This is a genomic window from Corynebacterium pollutisoli (assembly GCF_900177745.1).
Taxonomy (GTDB): Bacteria; Actinomycetota; Actinomycetes; order Mycobacteriales; family Mycobacteriaceae; genus Corynebacterium; species Corynebacterium pollutisoli.
The window spans coordinates 193,626-213,226 of sequence record NZ_FXAR01000004.1 but is presented as its reverse complement, the minus strand read 5'-3'; the positions used below and the strand labels follow the sequence as shown (position 1 = coordinate 213,226).

The 19,601-nt window shown below is 69.9% G+C and carries 19 protein-coding genes; 8 read left to right on the top strand and 11 right to left on the bottom strand.

Annotated features, from left to right (window positions below):
- Nucleotides 1-14: 14 nt before the first annotated feature.
- From B9Y70_RS07300 to B9Y70_RS07280, 5 genes are read right to left on the bottom strand one after another with little or no spacing between them, the layout of a single operon-like run.
- Nucleotides 15-3,242, bottom strand: a complete 3,228-nt coding sequence (locus tag B9Y70_RS07300; protein ID WP_085549603.1) for an ATP-dependent helicase — start codon at nt 3,240-3,242, stop codon at nt 15-17.
- Nucleotides 3,235-6,279 carry an ATP-dependent helicase gene (locus B9Y70_RS07295; RefSeq protein WP_085549602.1) on the bottom strand — a complete coding sequence of 1,015 codons (3,045 nt, stop codon included), beginning with the start codon at nt 6,277-6,279 and terminating at the stop codon, nt 3,235-3,237. The genes B9Y70_RS07300 and B9Y70_RS07295 overlap by 8 nt, the downstream gene beginning before the upstream one ends.
- Before the next feature lie 3 nt (nt 6,280-6,282).
- Nucleotides 6,283-7,044, bottom strand: a complete 762-nt coding sequence (locus tag B9Y70_RS07290; RefSeq protein WP_085549648.1) for a TIGR02569 family protein — start codon at nt 7,042-7,044, stop codon at nt 6,283-6,285.
- A 10-nt stretch (nt 7,045-7,054) separates the two neighbouring features.
- Complete coding sequence (locus B9Y70_RS07285) at nt 7,055-7,981, bottom strand: DUF3152 domain-containing protein (protein ID WP_085549601.1); 927 nt, start codon at nt 7,979-7,981, stop codon at nt 7,055-7,057.
- A 19-nt stretch (nt 7,982-8,000) separates the two neighbouring features.
- Complete coding sequence (locus B9Y70_RS07280) at nt 8,001-8,228, bottom strand: DUF3107 domain-containing protein (protein ID WP_085549600.1); 228 nt, start codon at nt 8,226-8,228, stop codon at nt 8,001-8,003.
- 38 nt (nt 8,229-8,266) lie between these two features.
- Between B9Y70_RS07280 and B9Y70_RS07275 the strand changes: the two genes are divergently transcribed.
- Both B9Y70_RS07275 and B9Y70_RS07270 read left to right on the top strand, forming a co-directional pair.
- A complete protein-coding gene (locus tag B9Y70_RS07275; RefSeq protein WP_085549599.1) occupies nt 8,267-9,634 on the top strand; it encodes a DEAD/DEAH box helicase in 1,368 nt (455 codons plus the stop codon).
- Nucleotides 9,631-10,833: an Rv3212 family protein gene (locus tag B9Y70_RS07270; RefSeq protein ID WP_085549598.1), complete on the top strand. Its 1,203-nt coding sequence runs from the start codon at nt 9,631-9,633 to the stop codon at nt 10,831-10,833. Before B9Y70_RS07275 ends, B9Y70_RS07270 begins: the two co-directional genes overlap by 4 nt.
- Here B9Y70_RS07270 and B9Y70_RS07265 read toward each other — a convergent pair whose 3' ends face one another.
- Entirely contained in the window at nt 10,834-11,274 is a 441-nt protein-coding gene (locus B9Y70_RS07265) for a hypothetical protein (RefSeq protein ID WP_240309164.1), read from the bottom strand.
- Between the two features lie 454 nt (nt 11,275-11,728).
- On the opposite strand from B9Y70_RS07265, the gene B9Y70_RS07260 reads away from it, so the two are divergent.
- On the top strand, nt 11,729-11,989 hold the full coding sequence (locus B9Y70_RS07260; RefSeq protein ID WP_085549597.1) for a WhiB family transcriptional regulator: 261 nt from the start codon (nt 11,729-11,731) through the stop codon (nt 11,987-11,989).
- Between the two features lie 94 nt (nt 11,990-12,083).
- Nucleotides 12,084-12,158, top strand: a complete 75-nt coding sequence (locus B9Y70_RS13225) for a 50S ribosomal protein bL37 (RefSeq protein ID WP_377002275.1) — start codon at nt 12,084-12,086, stop codon at nt 12,156-12,158.
- 77 nt (nt 12,159-12,235) lie between these two features.
- Here the strand turns inward: B9Y70_RS13225 and B9Y70_RS07255 are convergent, their stop codons facing one another.
- Together B9Y70_RS07255 and B9Y70_RS07250 are read right to left on the bottom strand one after the other, a co-directional pair.
- A complete protein-coding gene (locus B9Y70_RS07255) occupies nt 12,236-12,502 on the bottom strand; it encodes an anti-sigma factor (protein WP_085549596.1) in 267 nt (88 codons plus the stop codon).
- Nucleotides 12,499-13,107: a sigma-70 family RNA polymerase sigma factor gene (locus B9Y70_RS07250; RefSeq protein WP_085549595.1), complete on the bottom strand. Its 609-nt coding sequence runs from the start codon at nt 13,105-13,107 to the stop codon at nt 12,499-12,501. Before B9Y70_RS07250 ends, B9Y70_RS07255 begins: the two co-directional genes overlap by 4 nt.
- 46 nt (nt 13,108-13,153) lie before the next feature.
- Between B9Y70_RS07250 and B9Y70_RS07245 the strand changes: the two genes are divergently transcribed.
- Nucleotides 13,154-13,627: an aminoacyl-tRNA deacylase gene (locus tag B9Y70_RS07245; protein ID WP_240309163.1), complete on the top strand. Its 474-nt coding sequence runs from the start codon at nt 13,154-13,156 to the stop codon at nt 13,625-13,627.
- Here the strand turns inward: B9Y70_RS07245 and B9Y70_RS07240 are convergent.
- Complete coding sequence (locus B9Y70_RS07240; protein WP_085549594.1) at nt 13,600-14,262, bottom strand: SOS response-associated peptidase; 663 nt, start codon at nt 14,260-14,262, stop codon at nt 13,600-13,602. The genes B9Y70_RS07245 and B9Y70_RS07240 overlap by 28 nt on opposite strands.
- A 19-nt stretch (nt 14,263-14,281) precedes the next feature.
- Between B9Y70_RS07240 and aroA the strand changes: the two genes are divergently transcribed.
- From aroA to B9Y70_RS07225, 3 genes are read left to right on the top strand one after another with little or no spacing between them, the layout of a single operon-like run.
- On the top strand, nt 14,282-15,559 hold the full coding sequence (gene aroA, locus B9Y70_RS07235) for a 3-phosphoshikimate 1-carboxyvinyltransferase (RefSeq protein ID WP_143337562.1): 1,278 nt from the start codon (nt 14,282-14,284) through the stop codon (nt 15,557-15,559).
- Nucleotides 15,552-16,562: a ribosome small subunit-dependent GTPase A gene (gene rsgA, locus B9Y70_RS07230; RefSeq protein WP_085549592.1), complete on the top strand. Its 1,011-nt coding sequence runs from the start codon at nt 15,552-15,554 to the stop codon at nt 16,560-16,562. Before aroA ends, rsgA begins: the two co-directional genes overlap by 8 nt.
- On the top strand, nt 16,550-17,074 hold the full coding sequence (locus tag B9Y70_RS07225; protein ID WP_085549591.1) for a hypothetical protein: 525 nt from the start codon (nt 16,550-16,552) through the stop codon (nt 17,072-17,074). Before rsgA ends, B9Y70_RS07225 begins: the two co-directional genes overlap by 13 nt.
- 88 nt (nt 17,075-17,162) lie before the next feature.
- Here B9Y70_RS07225 and B9Y70_RS07220 read toward each other — a convergent pair whose 3' ends face one another.
- Both B9Y70_RS07220 and B9Y70_RS07215 read right to left on the bottom strand, forming a co-directional pair.
- Complete coding sequence (locus B9Y70_RS07220) at nt 17,163-18,482, bottom strand: fatty acid desaturase family protein (protein WP_085549590.1); 1,320 nt, start codon at nt 18,480-18,482, stop codon at nt 17,163-17,165.
- Nucleotides 18,483-18,493: 11 nt separating this feature from the next.
- Nucleotides 18,494-19,537 (bottom strand): ferredoxin reductase, encoded by a 1,044-nt coding sequence (locus B9Y70_RS07215; protein WP_085549589.1) that lies wholly within the window; start codon nt 19,535-19,537, stop codon nt 18,494-18,496.
- Between the last annotated feature and the right edge of the window lie 64 nt (nt 19,538-19,601).

The following is a 19,601-nucleotide window of genomic DNA, read 5'->3' as shown; positions in this document are numbered from 1 at the left end:
TCGTGGACCTGACTTTACTGCTTATCGACGACGGCGTCCGCCAGCAGTCGCTCCAGTTCCTCCCGCCCGGGCAGGTCGTGCGGCTCGAGCGTCTCGCCCCAGCCGACGTAGTGGAAGGCGGCGCGCACCGGGGCCTGCTCCTCCCCGAGAATGCGCAGCCACGCCTCCCGGTAGACGGCCAGCTGGATGATGGCGGCCTTCCGGTCTGCACCACTCGGCGGGCGGCCCGTCTTCCAGTCGACGATGAGCCACCCGTCCGGGTTCTGCGGGTCACGGAACACCGCGTCCATGCGGCCGCGCACGATCGCGTCGCCGATGCTCACCTCGAAGGGCTGCTCCACGAACTCCGGGGTCCGCTCCGCCCACTCACTGTCCAGGAAGCTCTCCTTGAGGCGGGCCAGCTGGTCGGCGTCGACGGGGACCTCGTCGATACCGGGCAGCTCATTCTCGTCGAGCAGCGCACTGGCGCCGAAGCGGTCCTCCAGCCACTCGTGGAAGGCGGTGCCGCGCTTGGCGTACTGGTTCGGCTTGAACGGCACGGGGCGGCGCTGGCGGCGGGCGAACTGCAGGGCGTCGGCACGCAGGTTGACCAGGTCGGTGGCGGTGAGCTCACCGGGCAGCTCCACCTCGACGACCGGGGCCTGCGCGGCCTCCCACTCCTCGATGAGCGCGGTGGTCTCCCGCTCCCAGAAGTCGAAGGTCTCGCCGCTGGTCTGCGCGGGCAGATCGGCCATGGCGCGGCGGACCAGCTCCGCACCAGACATAGCGTCCGGGTCCGGTTCGAGCTGGGGGAAGGTGCCGGTCTCCGGCTCCGGGATCTCCGCCGTGCCGTCCGTCTCTTCAGTCTCCTCAGGAACCCCTGTCTCCCACGCGACGACCGACTCGGGGGCGGCCTCCTTGAGGCGCACCAGGTGCTCGTAGGGGTCGGCGGTGGAGATCCGCCGGGAACCGGTCACCGAGAGCACCCGCTCGGAGCGGGTGATGGCGACGTAGAACAGGCGCGAAGCCTCCTCTTCCTCCGCCTTCTTCTGCTCCTGCAGCCAGCCGACGACCTCGTCGCGGGTCTTGGTGGCCTTTGCACCGGTGACCAGTCGCTCGAAGTCCTTGCGGTCGGCGGCCTCCTCCAGGGCGGTGAAGCTGGGGTCGGGGACCTTGGTCACATTGGTGAGGAACGTCGACACCGTCGCCTTGTAGGTCGACGAATCCGCGTGGACGACCGCGACGACGTCCCACTCGAGGCCCTTGGCCTTGTGGGCGGTGAGGATCTGCACCTGGTCCTCCCGGACGGTCACCTCACCGGGTTCGAGCCCGTCCTCGTGGGTGAGTGCCAGGGCGAAGAAGTCCAGCAGGCCGCTGAGGCTGTCACCGGAGTAGGCGGCCACCTCGTCGTGGAGGCGGTCGAGGTGGACTGCGCCGGCGAGGTTGCCGGAGGCGAGCACCTCAGTGCGGACCCCGAAGACGTTCTCGATGTCCGCGAACAGGTCCGGCAGGGACTTCGCCAGGCTCGTCGTACGCAGCTGTCGCAGGCGGGAGGACAGCAGCTCGAGGCGGCGCACCCCCTCCTCCGAATAGCGCCCGCGCTCGCCGAGGTCGGCGACGGCGTCGGTGAGTCCCGGCACCTGGTCCGGCGGGTCGGCGGTGAGCTCCGCCAGCTGGGAGGCCAGTCGCTCGATCGGCTCCTCCGGGTGAATGAGGCGCTCGCCGCGGCCGGCGAGGTTCTTCGCCCGCTGCCCCAGGGCGACGAGATCGGTGAGGCCGAGCCCCACCACGGGGCCGGTGAGCACGCGCAGCGCCGCCGCGGAGTCCTGCGGGCGGATGAGCATGGTGGCCAGGGCCACCATGTCGGCGACCTCGGGGGTGCGCAGCAGGCCGCCGCGCCCGACGATCTCGAAGGGGATGCCACGCTCGTTGAGCGCGTCGGCGATGGGCTGGGAGTGTTTGTTGGCACGCACCAGCACCGCACCGGTGAACTTCTCGCCCGCCTCCTTCCGGGCCCGGAACTCGCGGGCCATGAGGTCGGCGACGGCCGCGATCTCCTCCGCCTGGTCGGCGTAGAACCCGAGGGTGACCTCCCCGGGGTCCGCACCGTCGCGCGGTTCGAGGGCAGCGACGGCGCGGTCGGCGCCCCGGCCGAGCACACTGTCGGAGACCGCGTTGGCCAGGGTGAGGATCTCCGGCGGGTTGCGCCACGAGGTGGTCAGTTCGCGTTTGACGGTGGCGTCCTCGCCGCGACGGAAGTCGTCGACGAAGGCCTCCAGGTTGGCCGCGGTGGCCCCGCGCCAGCCGTAAATCGACTGCATGGGATCGCCGACGGCGGTGATGGTGGAGCCCTCGTTGACGTCACCGAACAGGCTGGACAGCAGGATGCGCTGGGCGTGCGAGGTGTCCTGGTATTCGTCGAGCATGATGACCTTGTAGCGGGCACGCTGGCTCACGCCGATGGCCGGGTGCTCGGCGGCGAGGCGGGCCGCCACGGACATCTGCTCGTTGAAGGTGACGACGTCACGGCGTGTGAGCTCGGCCCGGAGGGACTCGATGAGGGGCAGGTACTGCAGGCGCAGGCGCTGCATCTCGGGCCACTTCAGGGTGGCCTTCGTGTAGTCCTTCGTGCCGTCGAGGGGCAGTTCCTCCATACCGAGGAGGAAGGCACGGGTCTCCTCGACGAGTTCGTCGGGGCTCATGACCTGGTTGTTCATCTCGTCGATGAGCTTGAGCAGGTACTCGGTGACGGTGGCCACCTGCTGGGTCGCCCCCAGTTCACCGGTGTGGTTGGTCACCACCTCGTGGGCGATGGCGTAGAGGTCGGCGGCGGTGATGATCTGCGCCGCGGGCTCCACCGGGACCAGAAGCCCGTACTCGCGGATGAGCTGCCCGGCGTAGGAGTCGTAGGTGGACACCGTCGGGGCGATCGTCGTGAGGTTCTTCTCCAGCTCACCGGAGGGGTCGATGTCCCGGATGGCGGGCACCCCGGCGAGGGTCTCCAGCCGTTGGCGGATGCGGCGGCCGAGCTCCTGGGCCGCCTTGCGGGTGAAGGTGAGGCCGAGGATCTCGTCGGGGCGGGCGAGCCCGTTGGCCACCAGCCACACGACGCGCGCCGCCATGGTCTCGGTCTTGCCGGCGCCGGCCCCGGCGACGACGAGCAGCGGGCCCGGGCGGTCACCGATGATGGCGGCCTGCTGGTCGGTCGGCGGGAACTTCTGCCCGAGGTACTGGGAGAGCAGGACGGGGGAGGTCTCACGCACGGGTGATCACCTTTCCTTCGGGCTGGATGGGGCAGATGCTCCGCACGGGGCATCGCTCACAGTGGTCGTTGGCGCGGGCGGTGAGGACGGGGCCGCGCATCTGCTCGAGGAGCGGGGGCAGGAGCTCGGCGAACTCGGCCAGATCCTCGCTGCTGCGGGGCATCTGGTCGCGTTCCGCCACGCCGTATTTCGCGGTGACGTGGGCGGGGAAGACGAGCTTGCCTCCCGCCACCTCCAGGGGCTGCTCCCCGGGGGCCGGGTCGGTGACCTGCCCGTCGCGGAACACTCCCCTGCTCAGGGCCAGCTGGTAGGCCATGAGCTGGAGGTGGGCCTCCGCGTCGTCGTGGCTGACGGCGGTGCGGGAGGTCTTGAGGTCGACGATCCAGTGCCGGTCGCCGCTGTCCTTGTCCAGCAGGTCCATGCGACCACGGATGCGGACCCCGTCGGTGACCTCGACGTCGACGCCGACCTCGACTCCGACCTGGGTGTAGTTGATCCGGCGCGAGCGCAGCCAGCCGGCGGCCTCGGTGAGGAGGGTGACGAAGGCCTCCTTCTCCGCCGCCCGCATCCACGCCGGCGACTTCTGCAGGGACTCCCAGGCGGCGACGGTGAGCGCCGTCGCCTCGTCGGCGTCGGCCCCCCGTCCGAGCGCCTCGAAGAAGGCGTGCACGAGCGAGCCCCGCACCATCGCCTCGGGGGTCTCCTCCTCGACCACGAGGCGCTGGATGACCTCCCGCAGCGGGCACGTCAGCAGCCCCTCGATGCGCGAGGGCGACAGCGCCGTGACCGCCGGGAGGGCCTCGCTTGTCGACGCCGCCGTCGTCGTCCACCACCCCTCCGGGTCGGCCCCGGGCACCCCGGCCCGCGCCAGGCGGGCGAGCTGGCGGGCGGCCTGCGCGCGCTCGTCGCCGCGGGCGGCGGGGTCGCTCACCACGCGGCGCAGTTCGGCGAGCAGCCCCGGCACGGAGAGCAGGCGCACGTGGAGGGGGTCGTACTCGGCCTTCTCGTCCGCCGGGTCCGCGGCGAAACGCTGCACCTCGATGCCGTGGGCCGTGCAGAACTCCCCGAGGAAGCGGGAGGGTTCGGTGGGTTCGTCCGCGTTCGGGGCGTGCACGGCGCTGAGCAGCAGCGACGTGGTGGCGCGTGAGGTGGCGACGTGGAAGAGGCGACGCTCCTCCCGGAGGCGGTCGGCGGTGTGGGAGACGGGCAGGTCGGGGTCGATCCCGGCGTCGACGAGCTCGACGAGCTCCTCCTGGCCGAAGAGCGATCCGGTGGACCCCAGCGAGGGCCACGCCCCCTCCTGGGCGCCGGCCACGACGACGTGACTCCACTCCCCGCCGACGGTGCCGTGGGCGGTGAGCAGGGTGACGGCCTCCGGGGTGGCGGTGCGGCGGTCGCGGACGCCGGTGGGCAGCTCCTGTTCCTCGATGTGGGTGAGGAAACCGCGGACGGAGCCGGTGGGGCGACGCTCGGCGTAGTCGCCGGCGGCGTCGAAGAGCGACATCATGGCGTCGAGGTCACGGTCCGCCTGGGAACCGGTCGCGCCGCCACGGAGAGAGGCCGCCAGGAGATGGTCGGAGAGCCCGGTGGCGGACCATACGGCCCACAGGACCTCCTCCACCCCGCCGCCCAGGGCCGCGCGGCCGGACTCGAGCACGCCGCGGATGCGGCCGAGGATGGCCTGCTCACGGTCGGTGAGCAGGCCCTCGAAGTCGGGCAACGGGGCGTCGGGAAGCAGCAGGGAACGCAGGGTGTCCACGCCGCGGGCGGTGGGGTCGAAGCGGCGCAGGCCGCGGACGAGGCGGCGCAGGGTGACGGGGTCGGCGCCGCCGACGGGGCCGAGGAGCAGCTCCTCGAGGTCGGCGGGGCTCAGTTCCTCGGTGAGCGCGCGGACGCCGAGGAGGACGTTGGCCACGATGCGCTGCTCGGAGAGGACGACGTCCGTCGGGTTGAGGTGGACGGGCACGCCGGCGGCCAGCAGGGCACGGCGAACCGGGGCCAGCTGACCGGTGGAGCGGACGATGACCGCGATGTCGGAGTAGGCGACGCCGTCGAGCAGGTGGGCGCGGCGGATGCGGTCCGCGAGGAAGGCGTGCTGCACCGACGGGGAGTCGACGATGACGACCTCGCGGTCCGGCTGCCGCCGGGACTCGGGGAGGCGGATCTCGTCGTCGACGTCGAGGCCGGTGAGGAACTCCGGGGTCGCGCCACGAAAGCGGAAGATGGACTGCTCCGGGTCACCGCCGATGACCACCAGCTCCGTGCCCGGGATGAGGCGGCGGATGAGCTCCGCGGAGGTGGGGTCGAGGTGCTGGGCGTCGTCGACGACGAGGGTGTGCCACTGCGAGGTGACGGGCTTCTCCAGCACCGCGCTGACCAGTTCGGACGCGGAGTAGCTGGTGTAGCTGGAGGCGGCGGACAGGGCCATCGTCTGCTCGTACTCGCGGAGGAAGTCCCCCGCGGCGGTCCATATCGGGCGGCCGTGCCGCTGCCCGAGTGCCTCCAGGTCCTCCGGGGACAGGCCGCGCTCGGCGGCACGCAGCAGGAAGTCACGCAGCTGACGGGCGAAACCGACGAAGGTGAGCGCCGGGCGGTGCTCCGCCGGCCACAGGCCCCGCCCCTCCTCGGCGTGACCGCGCAGCAACTCCCGGATGACGGCGTCCTGCTCCGCGCCGGTGATCAGCCGCACCGGATCGGGGGAGGCGTCGCGCAGCAGGGCGAAGGCCAGCGAGTGGATGGAGCGCACCAGCGGGGCCTCGGAGGCGAAACCGGTGCCGGCGAGGCGGTCGGTGAGTTCCCGGCGCAGCAGCGCGCCGGTCTCCTTGGAGGAGGCGACGACGAGGATGCCGGTGGGGTCGAGCCCGGCGTCGATCCGCGCCAGGACCGTGTCCACCAGCAGACTCGACACCCCCGAGCCGGCGGGGCCGGTCACCCGCCACACCCCGGCGGACGGGAGCTCACCCGGCCAGGAACGGGTGGGCAGCTCGCGTACCCGGGAGACCAGGCGGACGTCGGGGGTCGGGGCAGGTGAGGTCATGCCCTAGTTTGTATCAGGTGCCTCCGACATGAGGAGGTCCTCGACCCTCCGGATGTGCGATCGGGCGTTCGACGTCGACTCCGGATGCAGGTCATTGACGTGGCGACGGTAGCTCACCGCGCGCAGCAGCAGCTGGTCCATGTCGGGCAGGTGGCGGAAGCGGTCGATGATGCCGTCGTCCACCGCCCCGGCGATGAGACCGTCGACGATGACCAGCGCCGCGGTGTACGCGGCGGGGCGGGGTGCGGCGAAGGGCACGAGATCGGTGACCACCGGGGCCTGCGTCCCGTGGTAGAGAGTGCTGGCCAGCAGGTCCGCGTGGCCGACCTGCAGCGGGCCGGTGACGGGTCGGTACTCCGGGGCGTCCTCCTCCCAGGCGCGCTGGTCGGCGAGCACGAAGGGATCGGCCTGCTCGGGTTCCGGCGGGGCGGGCTGTGCGGCCAGCGCCTCGGCCAGGCGCAGGGCCACGAGCACCGTCTCATCCACCCGGCGCGCCAGTTCCCCGTCGATCCACGTCGACGCCTTCCACCCGGCGACGACGAACCGGCCGTCGGTGGAGCGGACCGGGCGGGCCAGGCGCACGCCGTCGACCTGCAGGGTGCCGCGCAGTTTCGCGGACCAGCCGGCCGCCACCCCGCAGGCCCGGGAGTAGACGTAGGGGCCGATCCGCCAGCCGTGGTCCCAGCCGTGACCGGCGGGCTCGGGCAGACCGGGCACCCCCTGGAAAGCATCGACGACGTGGGCGGGAACGGTCTCCTGGTACACGGTCACCCTCCTAGAGGACTGCGGGGCGCGGGTACGGCCACGGGTTGTACAGGCAGGTCGTGGGCTCGTCGGGGTAGACCTCGTCCGGGTTGATCGAGTGCAGCTCCGCGTTGTTGAGAGACAGGGTCTGCTGCATCATGATCGGCGCGAGCTCGCCCTCGCCGCCGCAGGCCTCGTGGGCGGCGTAGCCGAGACCGTGGCCGACCTCGTGGTTGACCAGGTACTGACGGTAGGAGCCGAGGTCACCGTTGAAGGGGGCGGCGCCGCGGACCCAGCGGGACTCGTTGAGCACGACGCGGCTGACCCCGTCGATACGGATGTGGCAGCTGGTCTCCATCTCGAGGTCGAGGCCGCCGCACACCTCGCGGGTGGTACCCACGCTGGTGAGCTGGATGCGCATGTCGGGGTTGTCGTCCGGGCCGACATGCTCGAAGCGGAAGGCCCGGTCGTTGGTCCAGCCCTTGGGGTTGGACAGGGTGGCGTCGATCATGGCGGACAGCGCGTCGTCGCCGCCGGAGCCGGCGGTGTCCACACCGTCCTCGACCTCGACGACGAACCGCACGACCATGTCCTCACCCTCACCGGCGGTCATGCCGGGGGTGCCCACCGTGCGGAAGGTGCCCTCCCCCTGCTCGGTGTAGGGGCCACCGGGCGGGAGCTGGTTGAGCGGCAGCTGCTGGTCGGGGTCGTCCGCCGGGTTCGGGCCGGAGCGGCCCTCGTCGTCGTTGCTTTCCGACGCCGCCCCGTCTTCCGACTCCGTCGCCGTCGTCTCCGTCGCCTGCCCGGCCGCGCCGGTCTCCCCGGGGTCGGCGGGCGCGGTGAAGACGTCGACGAGCACCCAGATGGTGATGACGAGGAGAACCGGGATGGCGTAGGCACGCCATCCCAGCTCACGGGCGTAACGGGCCAGTACCGACGGGGCGGGGCGGGAACTCATGGGGAGTGGTCGATGAACCTTAGGCGCCGGCGAAACCGACGAAACGCTGCGTGGTGGTGCCCAGCTCGACGTAGGCGATCTGGCGGGCACGGACGATGTAGCGGACCCCCTTGGCGTCGGTGAGCTGCAGGGTCGCGTGGTCGTTGTTCAGGGCCTCGGCCACCCGGTTGGCGACGTCATCCTGGTTGTCCTCCGTGTTGATGACGAGTTCACGGGGCGAATCTGCAAAACCGATCTTGATATCCATGGGCCCCATCATAGACCGGGGACGTTAGTATCTAGGTTGTGTCCGCATCTACCTCGTCCTCCGGCCCCCGGTCCGCCTCCCCGACTTTCGCTGAACTGGGTGTGGCGGTGGAGATCTGTGAGGCCCTGGCCGCGCAGGGCATCACCCGCACCTTCGCCATCCAGGAGCTGACGCTCCCGCTGGCGCTCGACGGCACGGATCTCATCGGCCAGGCCCGCACCGGCATGGGCAAGACCCTCGGTTTCGGTGTGCCGCTGCTGGACCGGGTCTTCGACTCCGCGGACGTGGAGGAGCTCGACGGCACCCCGCGCGCCCTGGTGGTCGTGCCCACCCGCGAGCTGGCGGTGCAGGTCGGCGAGGATCTGGCGCGCGCCGCGGCGAAGCTGCCGGTGCGGCTGACCACGATCTACGGCGGCCGCCCCTACGAGGAGCAGATCGAGGCCCTGGAGAAGGGCGTCGACGTGGTCGTAGGCACCCCGGGCCGTCTCATCGACCTCTACCAGCGCGGTGACCTGCAGCTGGACAAGGTGGCCATCCTGGTGCTCGACGAGGCCGACGAGATGCTCGACCTGGGTTTCCTGCCGGACATCGAGAAGATCCTCACGGCGCTCACCCACCCGCACCAGACGATGCTGTTCTCCGCGACGATGCCGGGGCCGATCATCACCCTGGCCCGCAGCTTCCTCTCCCAGCCGGTGCACATCCGGGCCGAGGACATCGGCGCCGCCCAGACCCACTCCACCACGGAGCAGGTCGTGTTCATGGCGCACCGCATGGACAAGGCCGCCGTGACCGCCCGCGTCCTGCAGGCGCAGGGCCGCGGCCGGACGATCATCTTCGCCCGCACGAAGCGCACCGCTGCGGAGGTCGCCGAGGAGCTGGCGGGCCGCGGTTTCGCCGTCGGCGCCGTCCACGGCGACATGGGGCAGCCGGCCCGCGAGAAGTCCCTGGGTGCCTTCCGCGACGGCACGATCGAGATCCTCGTGGCCACCGACGTCGCAGCCCGCGGCATCGACATCGACGACGTCACCCACGTCATCAACTACCAGACCCCGGACGACCCGATGACGTACGTCCACCGCATCGGCCGCACCGGCCGCGCGGGCCATTCCGGCACCGCGGTCACCCTCGTCGGCTACGACGAACTGCCGAAGTGGCAGGCCATCAACGCCGAGCTCGGCCTGGATATGCCGGAGCCCCCGCAGTGGTTCTCCACCTCCCCCGAGCTTTTCGACGCCCTGTCCATCCCCGAGGGAGCCCAGGAATCGGTCGGCAAGCCGCGCCGTGTGTTCGGTGGGGCCGCGGCCGCCGTCCGCGGGCGCACGCCGCGGGGCCGCAGCCCGCGCGGTGACCGCGGTGACCGCGGTGGGCGCGGGGACCGGGGCGAGCGGGGCCGCCGTCGATGAGTCGCCCTCTGCGCCGCACGCGCGGGGACCTCATCTCCACCGCCCTCATCGCCGTGGTGTCCGTCGTCGCGGTGGGTGGCGTGTGGCTGACGGCACCGATCCGCGAGTCCGAGCTGAGACCCGCCGAGTCCGAGTTCGTCGCCCCCGCCCCCATGGAGACCGTCCCCACTGCACTCGCGGAGACGTGGTCCGCTGACGCCGGGGTCCTGCCCGGCGTGCACCGCCCCCTCGTCATCGACGGCCTCGTCGTCGCCCACGACGCCCACACGGTGCGGGCCCTCGACCCCGCCGACGGCACCGAGGTGTGGTCGTACACGCGTGACCTCCCGCTGTGTTCCCTCGGCGCGGCGTGGGGGCGGGTGGTCACCACCTGGCGCGCCGCGAACGGCTGCGGCGATGTGGTGAGCATCGACGCCGGCACCGGGCAGTACCACCGCACCCGCAGTGCCGTCTCCCCCGACGAGGTCGTGGCGGTCAACTCCAATGACCGGGTGGGCACCGTCGGTGCGGAACGCCTCGAGCTGTGGCGTTCCGACCTGGTCCGCACCGTGGAGTACGGGAAGGTCGAGGGCATCCAGGAACCGCACCTGCAGCCCCACCCCGGGTGCCGCCTCACCAGCGCACTCACCCGTTCCGAACTGCTGGCGGTCACGGAGGTCTGCGGGGACGGCACGTGGTTGCGCTTCCAGGAGGCCACCCCGGAGCAGTCCCGCGAGCCGGAGATCCGCTCCTCCGTGGAGCTCGACTCCCCCACCGCGTATCTGGTGGCCGTCGGGGAATCCGGGGCGGCCGTCATCGACGACGCCGAGATCGTCTCCTACTCCGACGAGGGCACCGAACTCCACCGCCTGGGCGTGACCTCTCCCGCCGTCGAGGAGCAGGAGCTGCCCTACGCGCCGGTCACCGCCGACCAGCCGCACCACATGACGTGGTTCGACGGGCGCCACCTGGTGTTGTTCTCCCCCACCGAGCTGGAGGTCCAGCATTCCTTCGATGATGCCGTGGGCACCGGTGTCGCCGCGGGTGGGCGCCTCCTCGTCCCCGTGGTGGAGGGCATCGCCGTGGTCAACTGGGAGACCGGGGAAACGGAGAACACCATCCCGGTGGACCGGGGGGACCACGTCGGGATGGTGACTTTGGGGGTGGCGGGTGAGACCGTCGTCGAGAAGCGGGGCGACCGCCTGTACGGACTCCGTTAGCTAGAAGCCGTGCGTGGCCTCCGCCCACTCCAGGGAGCGGCGGTGGAACAGGAAGACCAGTGCGGCGAGCGCGGAGGCCGCGGTGAGCAGGCCCGCCCACCACACGCCGGCGGAGAACATGAACCAGGACAGGCCGAGGATGATGATCTCCAGGAAGACGATGAGGCCGCGGCCCCACTGGTGACCCCGCATCATCCAGATGGCGGCGAAGATCGCGGCGCCGAAGATGATCCACAGGAACACGGCGGTGCCGGTGCCGACCCAGTTGATGTTCGCGCTGTCGGAGATGAGGTCCTCCTCGACATGCCCCGTGACGTCGCGATAGACGAGCACCGAGGCGAAGGCGAGGATGATCACCGACTGGACGATGGCGATGAGGCCGGCCCAGCGGATCGGTGCGGGCGGGCGGGGACGCTGGGGGCGGGAGTTCACGTCAGTCACGGACACTGAGTCTATAGCGGTCCCGGCGGGATACGACCCCGGGGGCCGCCCAGGGGCCGGAAGATTTGACGTTTTGTGGCGGAACATGCATCCGGGCAGGCACCCGTTTCCGCAGGTCACGAGAGTTGTCTACACGACCTCAAACAGTGACACAGGCCACTTCACAATCTTCACAGGGGATATATTCGTGTGAGTTCCCTCACTTTTTAGGGTTTACCCCTAGCGCACTTTGTGTTCACGTGTCATTATTCTCGGGTAGCAAAAACGGCCGGACAGTTAACCGGCCCTTAACTCTGACACACCACAGAGTTAACGCCATGTGAACCGAGGTAGGGCCCCGGCCCAGACCCGACACCGTGGAGATGCAACTTTTTCTCTGGCCACTTTCCTGTGGCCTGCCCTTGGTGTGCACATCTATGCCCGCGTTTCACCAACTGTGTAAGGAGAATAACCCATGTCTGATTGGCGCCATGAGGCCGTCTGCCGCGACGAGGATCCGGAGCTGTTCTTCCCGGTCGGTAACTCCGGCCCGGCCCTGACCCAGATCGCCAAGGCCAAGATCGTCTGCAACCGTTGCCCCGTCACCTCCCAGTGCCTCAAGTGGGCCCTGGAGACCGGCCAGGACGCCGGCGTGTGGGGCGGCATGTCCGAGGACGAGCGTCGCGCACTGAAGCGCCGCAACTCCCGCGGTCGTCGCACCCGCGTCGCCGCCTGATAAAGATACGTAACCCATACCTCAATTTTTCGCGACCGGGCCCGAGCGCTAGAGTTGTCGGAAGTTGACAACCACCTCACCCAAGGAGAATCACATGAGCAAGCGTGGTAGCAAGCGCCGTGCCCGTCGCAAGAAGGGCGCAAACCACGGCAAGCGCCCGAACTCCTAGATCAGGACGTTGAAGCGGCGAAACCGCCCGTCGAGCATCTGCTCGACGGGCGGTTTCTGGTCTGTCCCCCGGAACCCCTACCCCTGGTAGCGGGTCACACGCATCTGGCGGATCTCCATGGTGATGCGCTGGCGCAACGCGGCCGGCGCGGACGCCTCCGATGTGCAGCAGCGGCGCAGCAGCGCCCGGATCTCCTGCTCGGACTCCAACCGTCCGTGGCAGTGGGGGCACTCGGCGACGATCTGCAGGATCTCGCGGGCCCGCTCCGGGGTGGTGGAGGGGTCGAAGAGCGCGCACAGTTGGGCCTGGATGTCCTCGCAGCGGCCGCCACAGGGTTCAGTCATTCCTCGCTCGCTTCCGGGGTCGTGATGTCCATGTCGGGGTGGCCGAGACCGATCCCCTGTTCATGTGCCACTTCCTTCAACAGCTGCCGGAGTTGTTTTCTTCCCCGATGCAGCCGCGACATGACGGTGCCGATGGGAGTGTCCATGATCTCCGCGATCTCCTTGTACGCCAGGCCCTCGATGTCCGCGTAGTAGACGACCATGCGGTAGTCCTCCGAAAGCTGGTTCATGGCGTCGGCGATCGCCCCGTCGGGGATGTTTTTCAGTGCCGCGACCTCGGCGGACTCCAGGCCCGTCGAATCGTGGGAGCTGGTGGTGTACAGCTGCCAGTCGCTGATCTCCTCGGTCGGGGACTGCAGGGGCTGGCGCTGTTTCTTCCGATAGACGTTGATGTACGTGTTCGTCATGATCCGGTAGAGCCAGGCCTTGAGGTTGGTGCCCGGTCTGAAGGAGTCGAACGCCTTGTACGCCTTGAGGTAGGTCTCCTGCACGAGGTCCTCGGCGTCGACCGGGTTGCGGGTCATGCGCAGGGCACCGCCGTAGAGCTGGTCGACCAGGGGCAGTGCCTCCTCCTCGAAGCGGGTGGCGAGCTCAGTCTCCGACATCGGCGCCTTTCTTGTGATCAGGGCTGGTTCGTTCCATCATAGTGGAGTGCCCACCCCCGCCGTTCACACGCTTATCGACGCCGCCGTCCCCCACCGGCTCCACACCTTCGACTCCGGCACCTCCGATTTCGGTGCCCACGCGGCCGCGGCGTTGGCCGCCGATGACGTGGATCCGGGGCTCATCCTCAAGACGCTCATCATCGACACCGGCCGCGGCCTCGCCGTGTGCTGCATCCCGGTCACGCACACGCTGTCCCTGAAGAAGGCCGCCGCCGCCCTGGGATGCAAGTCCGCGACGATGGCGGATCCGCGGAAGGCCCAGCGCTCCACCGGCTACGTCCCCGGGGGCATCTCCCCGCTGGGCCAGAAGAACCCGCTGCCGACGGTGATCGACGCGGGCGTCGAGAAGCAGGAGACGGTCTACGTCTCCGGCGGGCGCCGCGGCCTCGACATCGCGCTCGCCCCGGGAGACCTGGCGCGGCTGACCGGGGCTCAGTTCTCGGCGATCAGCTCCGCGTAGTCGTTGCGGACGTTGCCCACCGCCCTGTCCACCGGGCGCACCGTGAGCCGCTCGAGGTAGTCCAACGGGGTCGGGTGCAGCAGCTCGGCGGCCTGCTCGGGGGTGCCGGTCACCCACTGCTCGATCTCGTCCGTCGCCAGCAGGCGCGGCAGGCGGTTGTGCAGCCATTCCAACGGCCCGTGGGAGTCGGTGGTGACCATCGTCGCCGACAGCCGATCGAGGCCCGTCGCCCACAGGGCCGCCACCCACATGACCTCCCCGAGGGAGACGAAGTGCGGCCGCTTGCCGCTGCCGTCGTCGTGCCACTCGTAGTAACCGTCCATGGGGATGAGCCCGCGCTGGGCCCGGAACGCGTCGCGGAAACTCGGCTTCGTGGCCACCGTCTCCCCGCGGGCGTTGAACAGCGGCGGGCCCGAATCATCCTTCTTCCAGTGCGGCAGCAGGCCCCACCGGGCGGGGTCGACCCGGGCGGTGGGACCGTCGAGACGCACGAGCGGCACGGTCTGGGTCGGGGCCAGGTTGTAGCGGGGGCCGGGCGTGCCCTCGGGGGCGTGGACCTCGGTGACCCCCGGGAGGGTGCCGACGGCGTCGAGAAGCGACTCGTCGGTGGTGAACAGAACGAAACGACCACACATAGTGCCTATTATGGACCCCATGACCGCCCTCTGGCCTGCGCCCACTGCTTCAGGACCGATCCGGTGGACCCAGCACGTCCCCGGATCCAAGTCGATCACCAACCGTGCCTACATTCTCGCCGCTCTCGCCGACTACCCGTCGGTCATCGTCAACGCGCTGCATTCCCGCGACACCGACCTCATGGCCGGTGCCCTGCGCGCCCTCGGTGTGAGCATCCGTGACGACGACGGGGCCATCCACATCGAGCCGCGCCCCCTCCACGGCGGCGAGGTCGAGTGCGGTCTGGCCGGCACCGTCATGCGCTTCGTCCCGCCGGTGGCCGCCATGGCCGACGGCGTCGTCGTCTTCGACGGTGACCCGCAGGCCCGCGTCCGCCCGATGAACACCATTCTCGACGCCCTGCGCACCCTCGGTGTACCCGTCGAGGGCAACACCCTGCCCTTCACCATCAACGGCCGCGGCACGCCGGAGGGCGGCGTCGTCGAGATCGACGCCTCCGGCTCCTCGCAGTTCGTCTCCGGTCTGCTTCTCGCCGGGCCGCGCTTCACCAAGGGCATCACCGTCCGCCACGTCGGCGGCCGCCTGCCTTCGCTGCCGCACATCGAGATGACCGTGTCCATGCTGCGCCACGCCGGCGTCCGGGTGGACGTCACCGAGAACTCCTGGAAGGTCCACCCCGGCCCCATCCAGGGCCGCACCTGGACCGTCGAACCGGACCTGTCCAACGCCACCCCGTTCCTCGCGGCCGCCGCCGTCACCGGCGGCACCGTCAGGGTCCGCCACTGGCCGCTCGACACCACCCAGCCGGGGGACGCCATCCGCCTCGTCCTCGAGACCATGGGCTGCGAGGTCGACATCATCACCGCCGAGTCCGGCCCCGGCCACGACCTGCAGGTCACCGGCCCCTCCGGCCGCCTCAAGGGCATCAGCCTGGACATGTCCGACATCGGTGAGCTCACCCCCACCGTCGCCGCCCTGGCCGTCCTGGCGTCCACCCCCTCCGAGCTCACCGGCATCGCGCACCTGCGCGGCCACGAGACCAACCGCCTGGCGGCGCTGGCCGCGGAGATCAACAAGCTCGGCGGCAACTGCGAGGAGCTGCAGGACGGCCTGCGCATCACCCCGGCCCCGCTGCACGGCGGCGTGTGGCACTCCTACGCGGACCACCGCATGGCCACCGCGGGCGCCATCATCGGTCTCGTCGTCGACGGCGTCGAGGTCGAGGACGTCCAGACCACCGCCAAGACCCTCCCGGGCTTCGAGACAATGTGGGAGGACATGGTCGCACGTGGGTAGAGCTCGTCAGTGGGACGAATCCGACGTCCGCATCCGTCCCTCGCGCCGCGGCACCCGACCGCGCACCAAGGACCGTCCGACGCACGACGACGCCGAGTTCGGCATGGTCGTCACCAAGGACCGCGGCCGCTGGGGCGTCGTGCTCGACGGCCGGGAGGAGGCCATCGTCACCATGCGCGCCCGTGAGATGGGCCGCACCCCCGTCGAGGTCGGCGACCGCGTCGGCGTCGTCGGCGACACCTCCGGGAAGGAGGGCACCCTCGCACGCATCGTCAAGCTGGAGGAACGCACCTCGGTCCTGCGGCGCACCGCCGACGACACCGACCCCTACGAGCGCATCGTCGTCGCCAACGCCGACCAGCTGCTCATCGTCACCGCCGTCGCCGATCCCCCGCCCCGCTCCGGGTTCGTCGAGCGCGCCCTCATCGCCGCCTTCGTGGGCAACGTCCACCCGGTGCTGTGCCTGACCAAGTCCGACCTCGCCGACCCGACGCCCTTCGCCGCCGAGTTCGCGGACCTCGACGTCACCGTCGTCGTCGCGGGAGTCGACGATCCCCTCGACCCCGTCATCGACCTCGTCTCCGGGAAGGTCACCGCCCTCGTCGGGCACTCGGGGGTGGGCAAGTCGACCCTGGTCAACCGCCTGGTCCCCGACGCCTACCGCGAGACCAGCGAGGTCTCCGGCGTGGGCAAGGGGCGGCACACCTCCACCCAGTCCGTGGCCCTGCGCCTGCCCGTCGAGGGCGGGGGCTGGATCATCGACACCCCGGGCATCCGCTCCTTTGGTCTGGCGCACGTCGACGACAACACCGTCATCGGCGTCTTCGATGACCTGGCGGCGGCGGTGGAAAACTGCCCGCGCGGCTGCACCCACCTCGGTCCGCCGGCCGACCCGGAGTGCGCGCTCGACGACTTCGAGCCGGACACCGCCTCCGCGCGGCGCCGGGATGCGGTGCGCAAGCTGCTGGAGGCACTGCGCTCCAAGGAGGAGTGGGAGCTCTAGTCGGCGAGCGCGTTCTGACGTACCCGTTTGTGTGCAGGCGGTGCCACGCGACCTGGGGTTTCCTCCCCGGGCCGCATGCAGAGGAGTACGTCCGTACGCGGGGTCCTAGAGGGGCCGCCCCAGTCGGCACCGACGAGCGCATCGTCACCGCCTTCTGGGAGCAGGTCGCGCGGGGCTCCTTCCGCGATGTCACCGGCGTGCATCTCGATGCCCACACCCGGTCCGCTGTCGAGCGACTGCGCCTGCTCGTCGGCGACGGCGGCTCCCCCTTGCTGATCAGCCACCTCAAGGACCTCCTGCAGCAGGTGTGGGTCCGCCGCTTCGACCTCGACACCACCCGGGAGGACGTGCAGGCGGCCACTGCGTTCATGGCGTCCGGGATCGTCGGCATCCTCGGCCAGTTCGCTGGCCGCCCCTGCGATGCGCTGTTCGACGCCCACCTGGCCACCACCGGCCGTGTCTTCACCGGGCCGGCCCTGGCGTTCGCGAAAGGCATATCACCCGAGGCATAGCCTGACATGGGTAGGTCGAGTGGCGACCTCCGCGGGGGAGGCTGCCACTCGACCTATACCTGGGGTGATATGCCTGCCGGAATATTCCTTAGACGGCCTTCTGAGCCTCGGCGGCGGCGACCTTCTTGCGCCACTCCGGGGTGCGGCCGGAGAAGTTAAGCACGGCCTCGGTGACGGTCGGGCGCAGCTGGGCGAGCAGCGGCAGGCCGGTGCGCAGACCGGCGCGGCGGCCGGACTCGTCGGCGCCGACGTGCAACTTCTCGGCGACCTCGGGGTACTTGGTGAAAGCCGCGTTGGAACGGACCTCAGGGGCGTTGTCGCGGTCGGCGGCCAGGTACTTGTTCGGCAGGGTCAGCTTGAGCAGGGTGCGCTGGACCTTGAGCAGCTGCATCGGGAAGGAGTCGGTGTTATACGGCAGGTCGAACTCCTCGCAGATCGCCTCGACGCGCTTGCCGATCTCCGCCAGGCGGTTGGACGGCATGTCCGGGTAGAGGTGGTGCTCGATCTGGTAGTTGAGGTTGCCGGACAGGATCGTGAGAATCTTGCCGCCCTTGAAGTTCGCGGAACCGAGCATCTGACGCAGGTACCACTCGTCGTGGGTCTCGTTCTTCCACTGCTCCTTGGTGAAGGTCTCGGCCTCATCCGGGAAGTGACCGCAGAAGATGACGGCGTAGGCCCACACGGAACGCACGAAGTTGGCGGTGGCATTCGCGGCGACGGTGGACATGAAGTTCGGGCCGGACAGGGCCGGGAAGAGCACGTAGTCACGCAGGCCCTGGGTGCCGGCCTTACGCATGGTCTCCCAGAACTTCGGGGCGGTCTCCTTCCAGGTCGCGCGCCCGGCGGCGACCTTACCCAGCTCGACGTCGTAGAAACCGACGGCCCACTGGAACAGCGACGCCAGGGTCAGGTTGATGACCGGCTGGAAGGCGTGCATCGGGGCCCACTTGCGGTCACGGGTGACGCGGAGGACGCCGTATCCGACGTCGGTGTCCATGCCCAGAATGTTCGTGTACTTGTGGTGCGCGAAGTTGTGGGTGTGCATCCACTGGGAGGACGGGCAGACGTTGTCCCACTCCCAGGTGGTGGAGTGGATCTCGGGGTCGTTCATCCAGTCCCACTGGCCGTGCATGACGTTGTGGCCGATCTCGAGGTTCTCGAGGATCTTGGACAGCGACAGCAGCGCGACGCCGGCCAGCCAGGCCGGGCGGTAGCCGGAGAAGATGAGGGCACCGCGGCCGGCGATCTCGATGTAGCGCTGGGTACGGATGAGGCTCTTGATGTAGCGGACATCCTTCTCGCCGAGGTCCGCCTCGAACTCCTCCTTGATGGCGTCGAGGCGACGGCCGATCTCTCGGATGTCCTCGTCGGTGAGGTGGGAGTATGCCTTGATGTTGTCGATAGCCATGGTGGGGTCTCCTAAGCGTCGATGGTGACGTCGCCGGCGGCCACGCCGACGCAGGTACGGATGCGGGAGCCGGGCTCCTTGGTGTCGCCGGTGCGCAGGTCGTGCACGTGGCCGTCGACAAGCTCTCGGACGCAGGTCTGGCAGATGCCCATGCGGCAGCCGAAGGGCATCTGGACGCCCGCGGCCTCACCCGCCTCGAGGATGGTGGTCGCGCCGTCGACGGTGGTCTCGATGCCGCGCTTGGCGAAGGTGATGGTGCCGCCCTTGGCGTCGGAGGCGCGGTCGAGGGTGAAGCGCTCGACGCGGATCTCCAGGTCGTGGTCGGAGGCCCAGGACTCGAGCTCGTCGAGCATGGTGGCCGGGCCGCAGGCGTAGACGACGCGCTCCCGGAAGTCCGGGACGAGCTCCTCCAGCACGGCCGGGGAGACGCGGCCGTCCTCGGAGGTGACCTGGATGTGGGCGTCGTAGTCGTTGAGGACGTCCTCGAAGATGAGGTCGGAGCGGTTGCGCACCGAGTGGACGACCTTGATGTCGGTCTCCTCGCGGCGGCCCTCCATGCTGCGGAGCATGGCGATGACCGGGGTGACGCCGGAGCCGGCGGTGACGAACAGCAGCTTCTCCGGCAGCGGGTCCGTCAGGTGGAAGTCACCGGCCGGGGCGGCGAGGCGGACGTTGATGCCCGGGCGTGCGGTGCCGACGAGGTGGGTGGACAGCTTGCCCTTCTCCACCGCGCGGATGGTGATGGAGAACAGGCCGTCGCGGGTGTCCGGCGTGTTGGTCAGGGAGTAGGAGCGCCAGGTGTAGCGGCCGTCGACGCGCAGGCCAATGCCGATGTACTGGCCGGCCTCGAAGGTGACGGGCACGCCCCAGCCGGGGCGGATGACCAGGTGGATGGTGTCGTCCGGGAAGCGCTCGACGCTCTCGATCTTGCCGCGCAGCTCGCGCTTCGACCACAGCGGGTTGGCCAGGACGGTGTAGTCGTCGGGCAGCAGCGGTGTGGTGAATCGGCGCAGAATGCCGCGGAAACGTGCGAGTCCATCGGGCGATTCGGTCATCGGCCTCTCCTTCAAGTCTGGGTTACGTCAGCGTAGCCTACGCGAACGTAACCCCCTTGTCCAT

Excerpts from the sequence above, each read along its gene's own strand:
- B9Y70_RS07295 (WP_085549602.1), bottom strand. The coding sequence starts at position 6,279 with ATGACCTCACCTGCCCCGACCCCCGACGTCCGCCTGGTCTCCCGGGTA.
- B9Y70_RS07285 (WP_085549601.1), bottom strand. The coding sequence starts at position 7,981 with ATGAGTTCCCGCCCCGCCCCGTCGGTACTGGCCCGTTACGCCCGTGAG.
- B9Y70_RS07280 (WP_085549600.1), bottom strand. The coding sequence starts at position 8,228 with ATGGATATCAAGATCGGTTTTGCAGATTCGCCCCGTGAACTCGTCATC.
- B9Y70_RS07270 (WP_085549598.1), top strand. The coding sequence starts at position 9,631 with ATGAGTCGCCCTCTGCGCCGCACGCGCGGGGACCTCATCTCCACCGCC.
- B9Y70_RS07260 (WP_085549597.1), top strand. The coding sequence starts at position 11,729 with ATGTCTGATTGGCGCCATGAGGCCGTCTGCCGCGACGAGGATCCGGAG.
- B9Y70_RS07255 (WP_085549596.1), bottom strand. The coding sequence starts at position 12,502 with ATGACTGAACCCTGTGGCGGCCGCTGCGAGGACATCCAGGCCCAACTG.
- B9Y70_RS07250 (WP_085549595.1), bottom strand. The coding sequence starts at position 13,107 with ATGTCGGAGACTGAGCTCGCCACCCGCTTCGAGGAGGAGGCACTGCCC.
- B9Y70_RS07240 (WP_085549594.1), bottom strand. The coding sequence starts at position 14,262 with ATGTGTGGTCGTTTCGTTCTGTTCACCACCGACGAGTCGCTTCTCGAC.
- aroA (WP_143337562.1), top strand. The coding sequence starts at position 14,282 with ATGACCGCCCTCTGGCCTGCGCCCACTGCTTCAGGACCGATCCGGTGG.
- B9Y70_RS07220 (WP_085549590.1), bottom strand. The coding sequence starts at position 18,482 with ATGGCTATCGACAACATCAAGGCATACTCCCACCTCACCGACGAGGAC.
- B9Y70_RS07215 (WP_085549589.1), bottom strand. The coding sequence starts at position 19,537 with ATGACCGAATCGCCCGATGGACTCGCACGTTTCCGCGGCATTCTGCGC.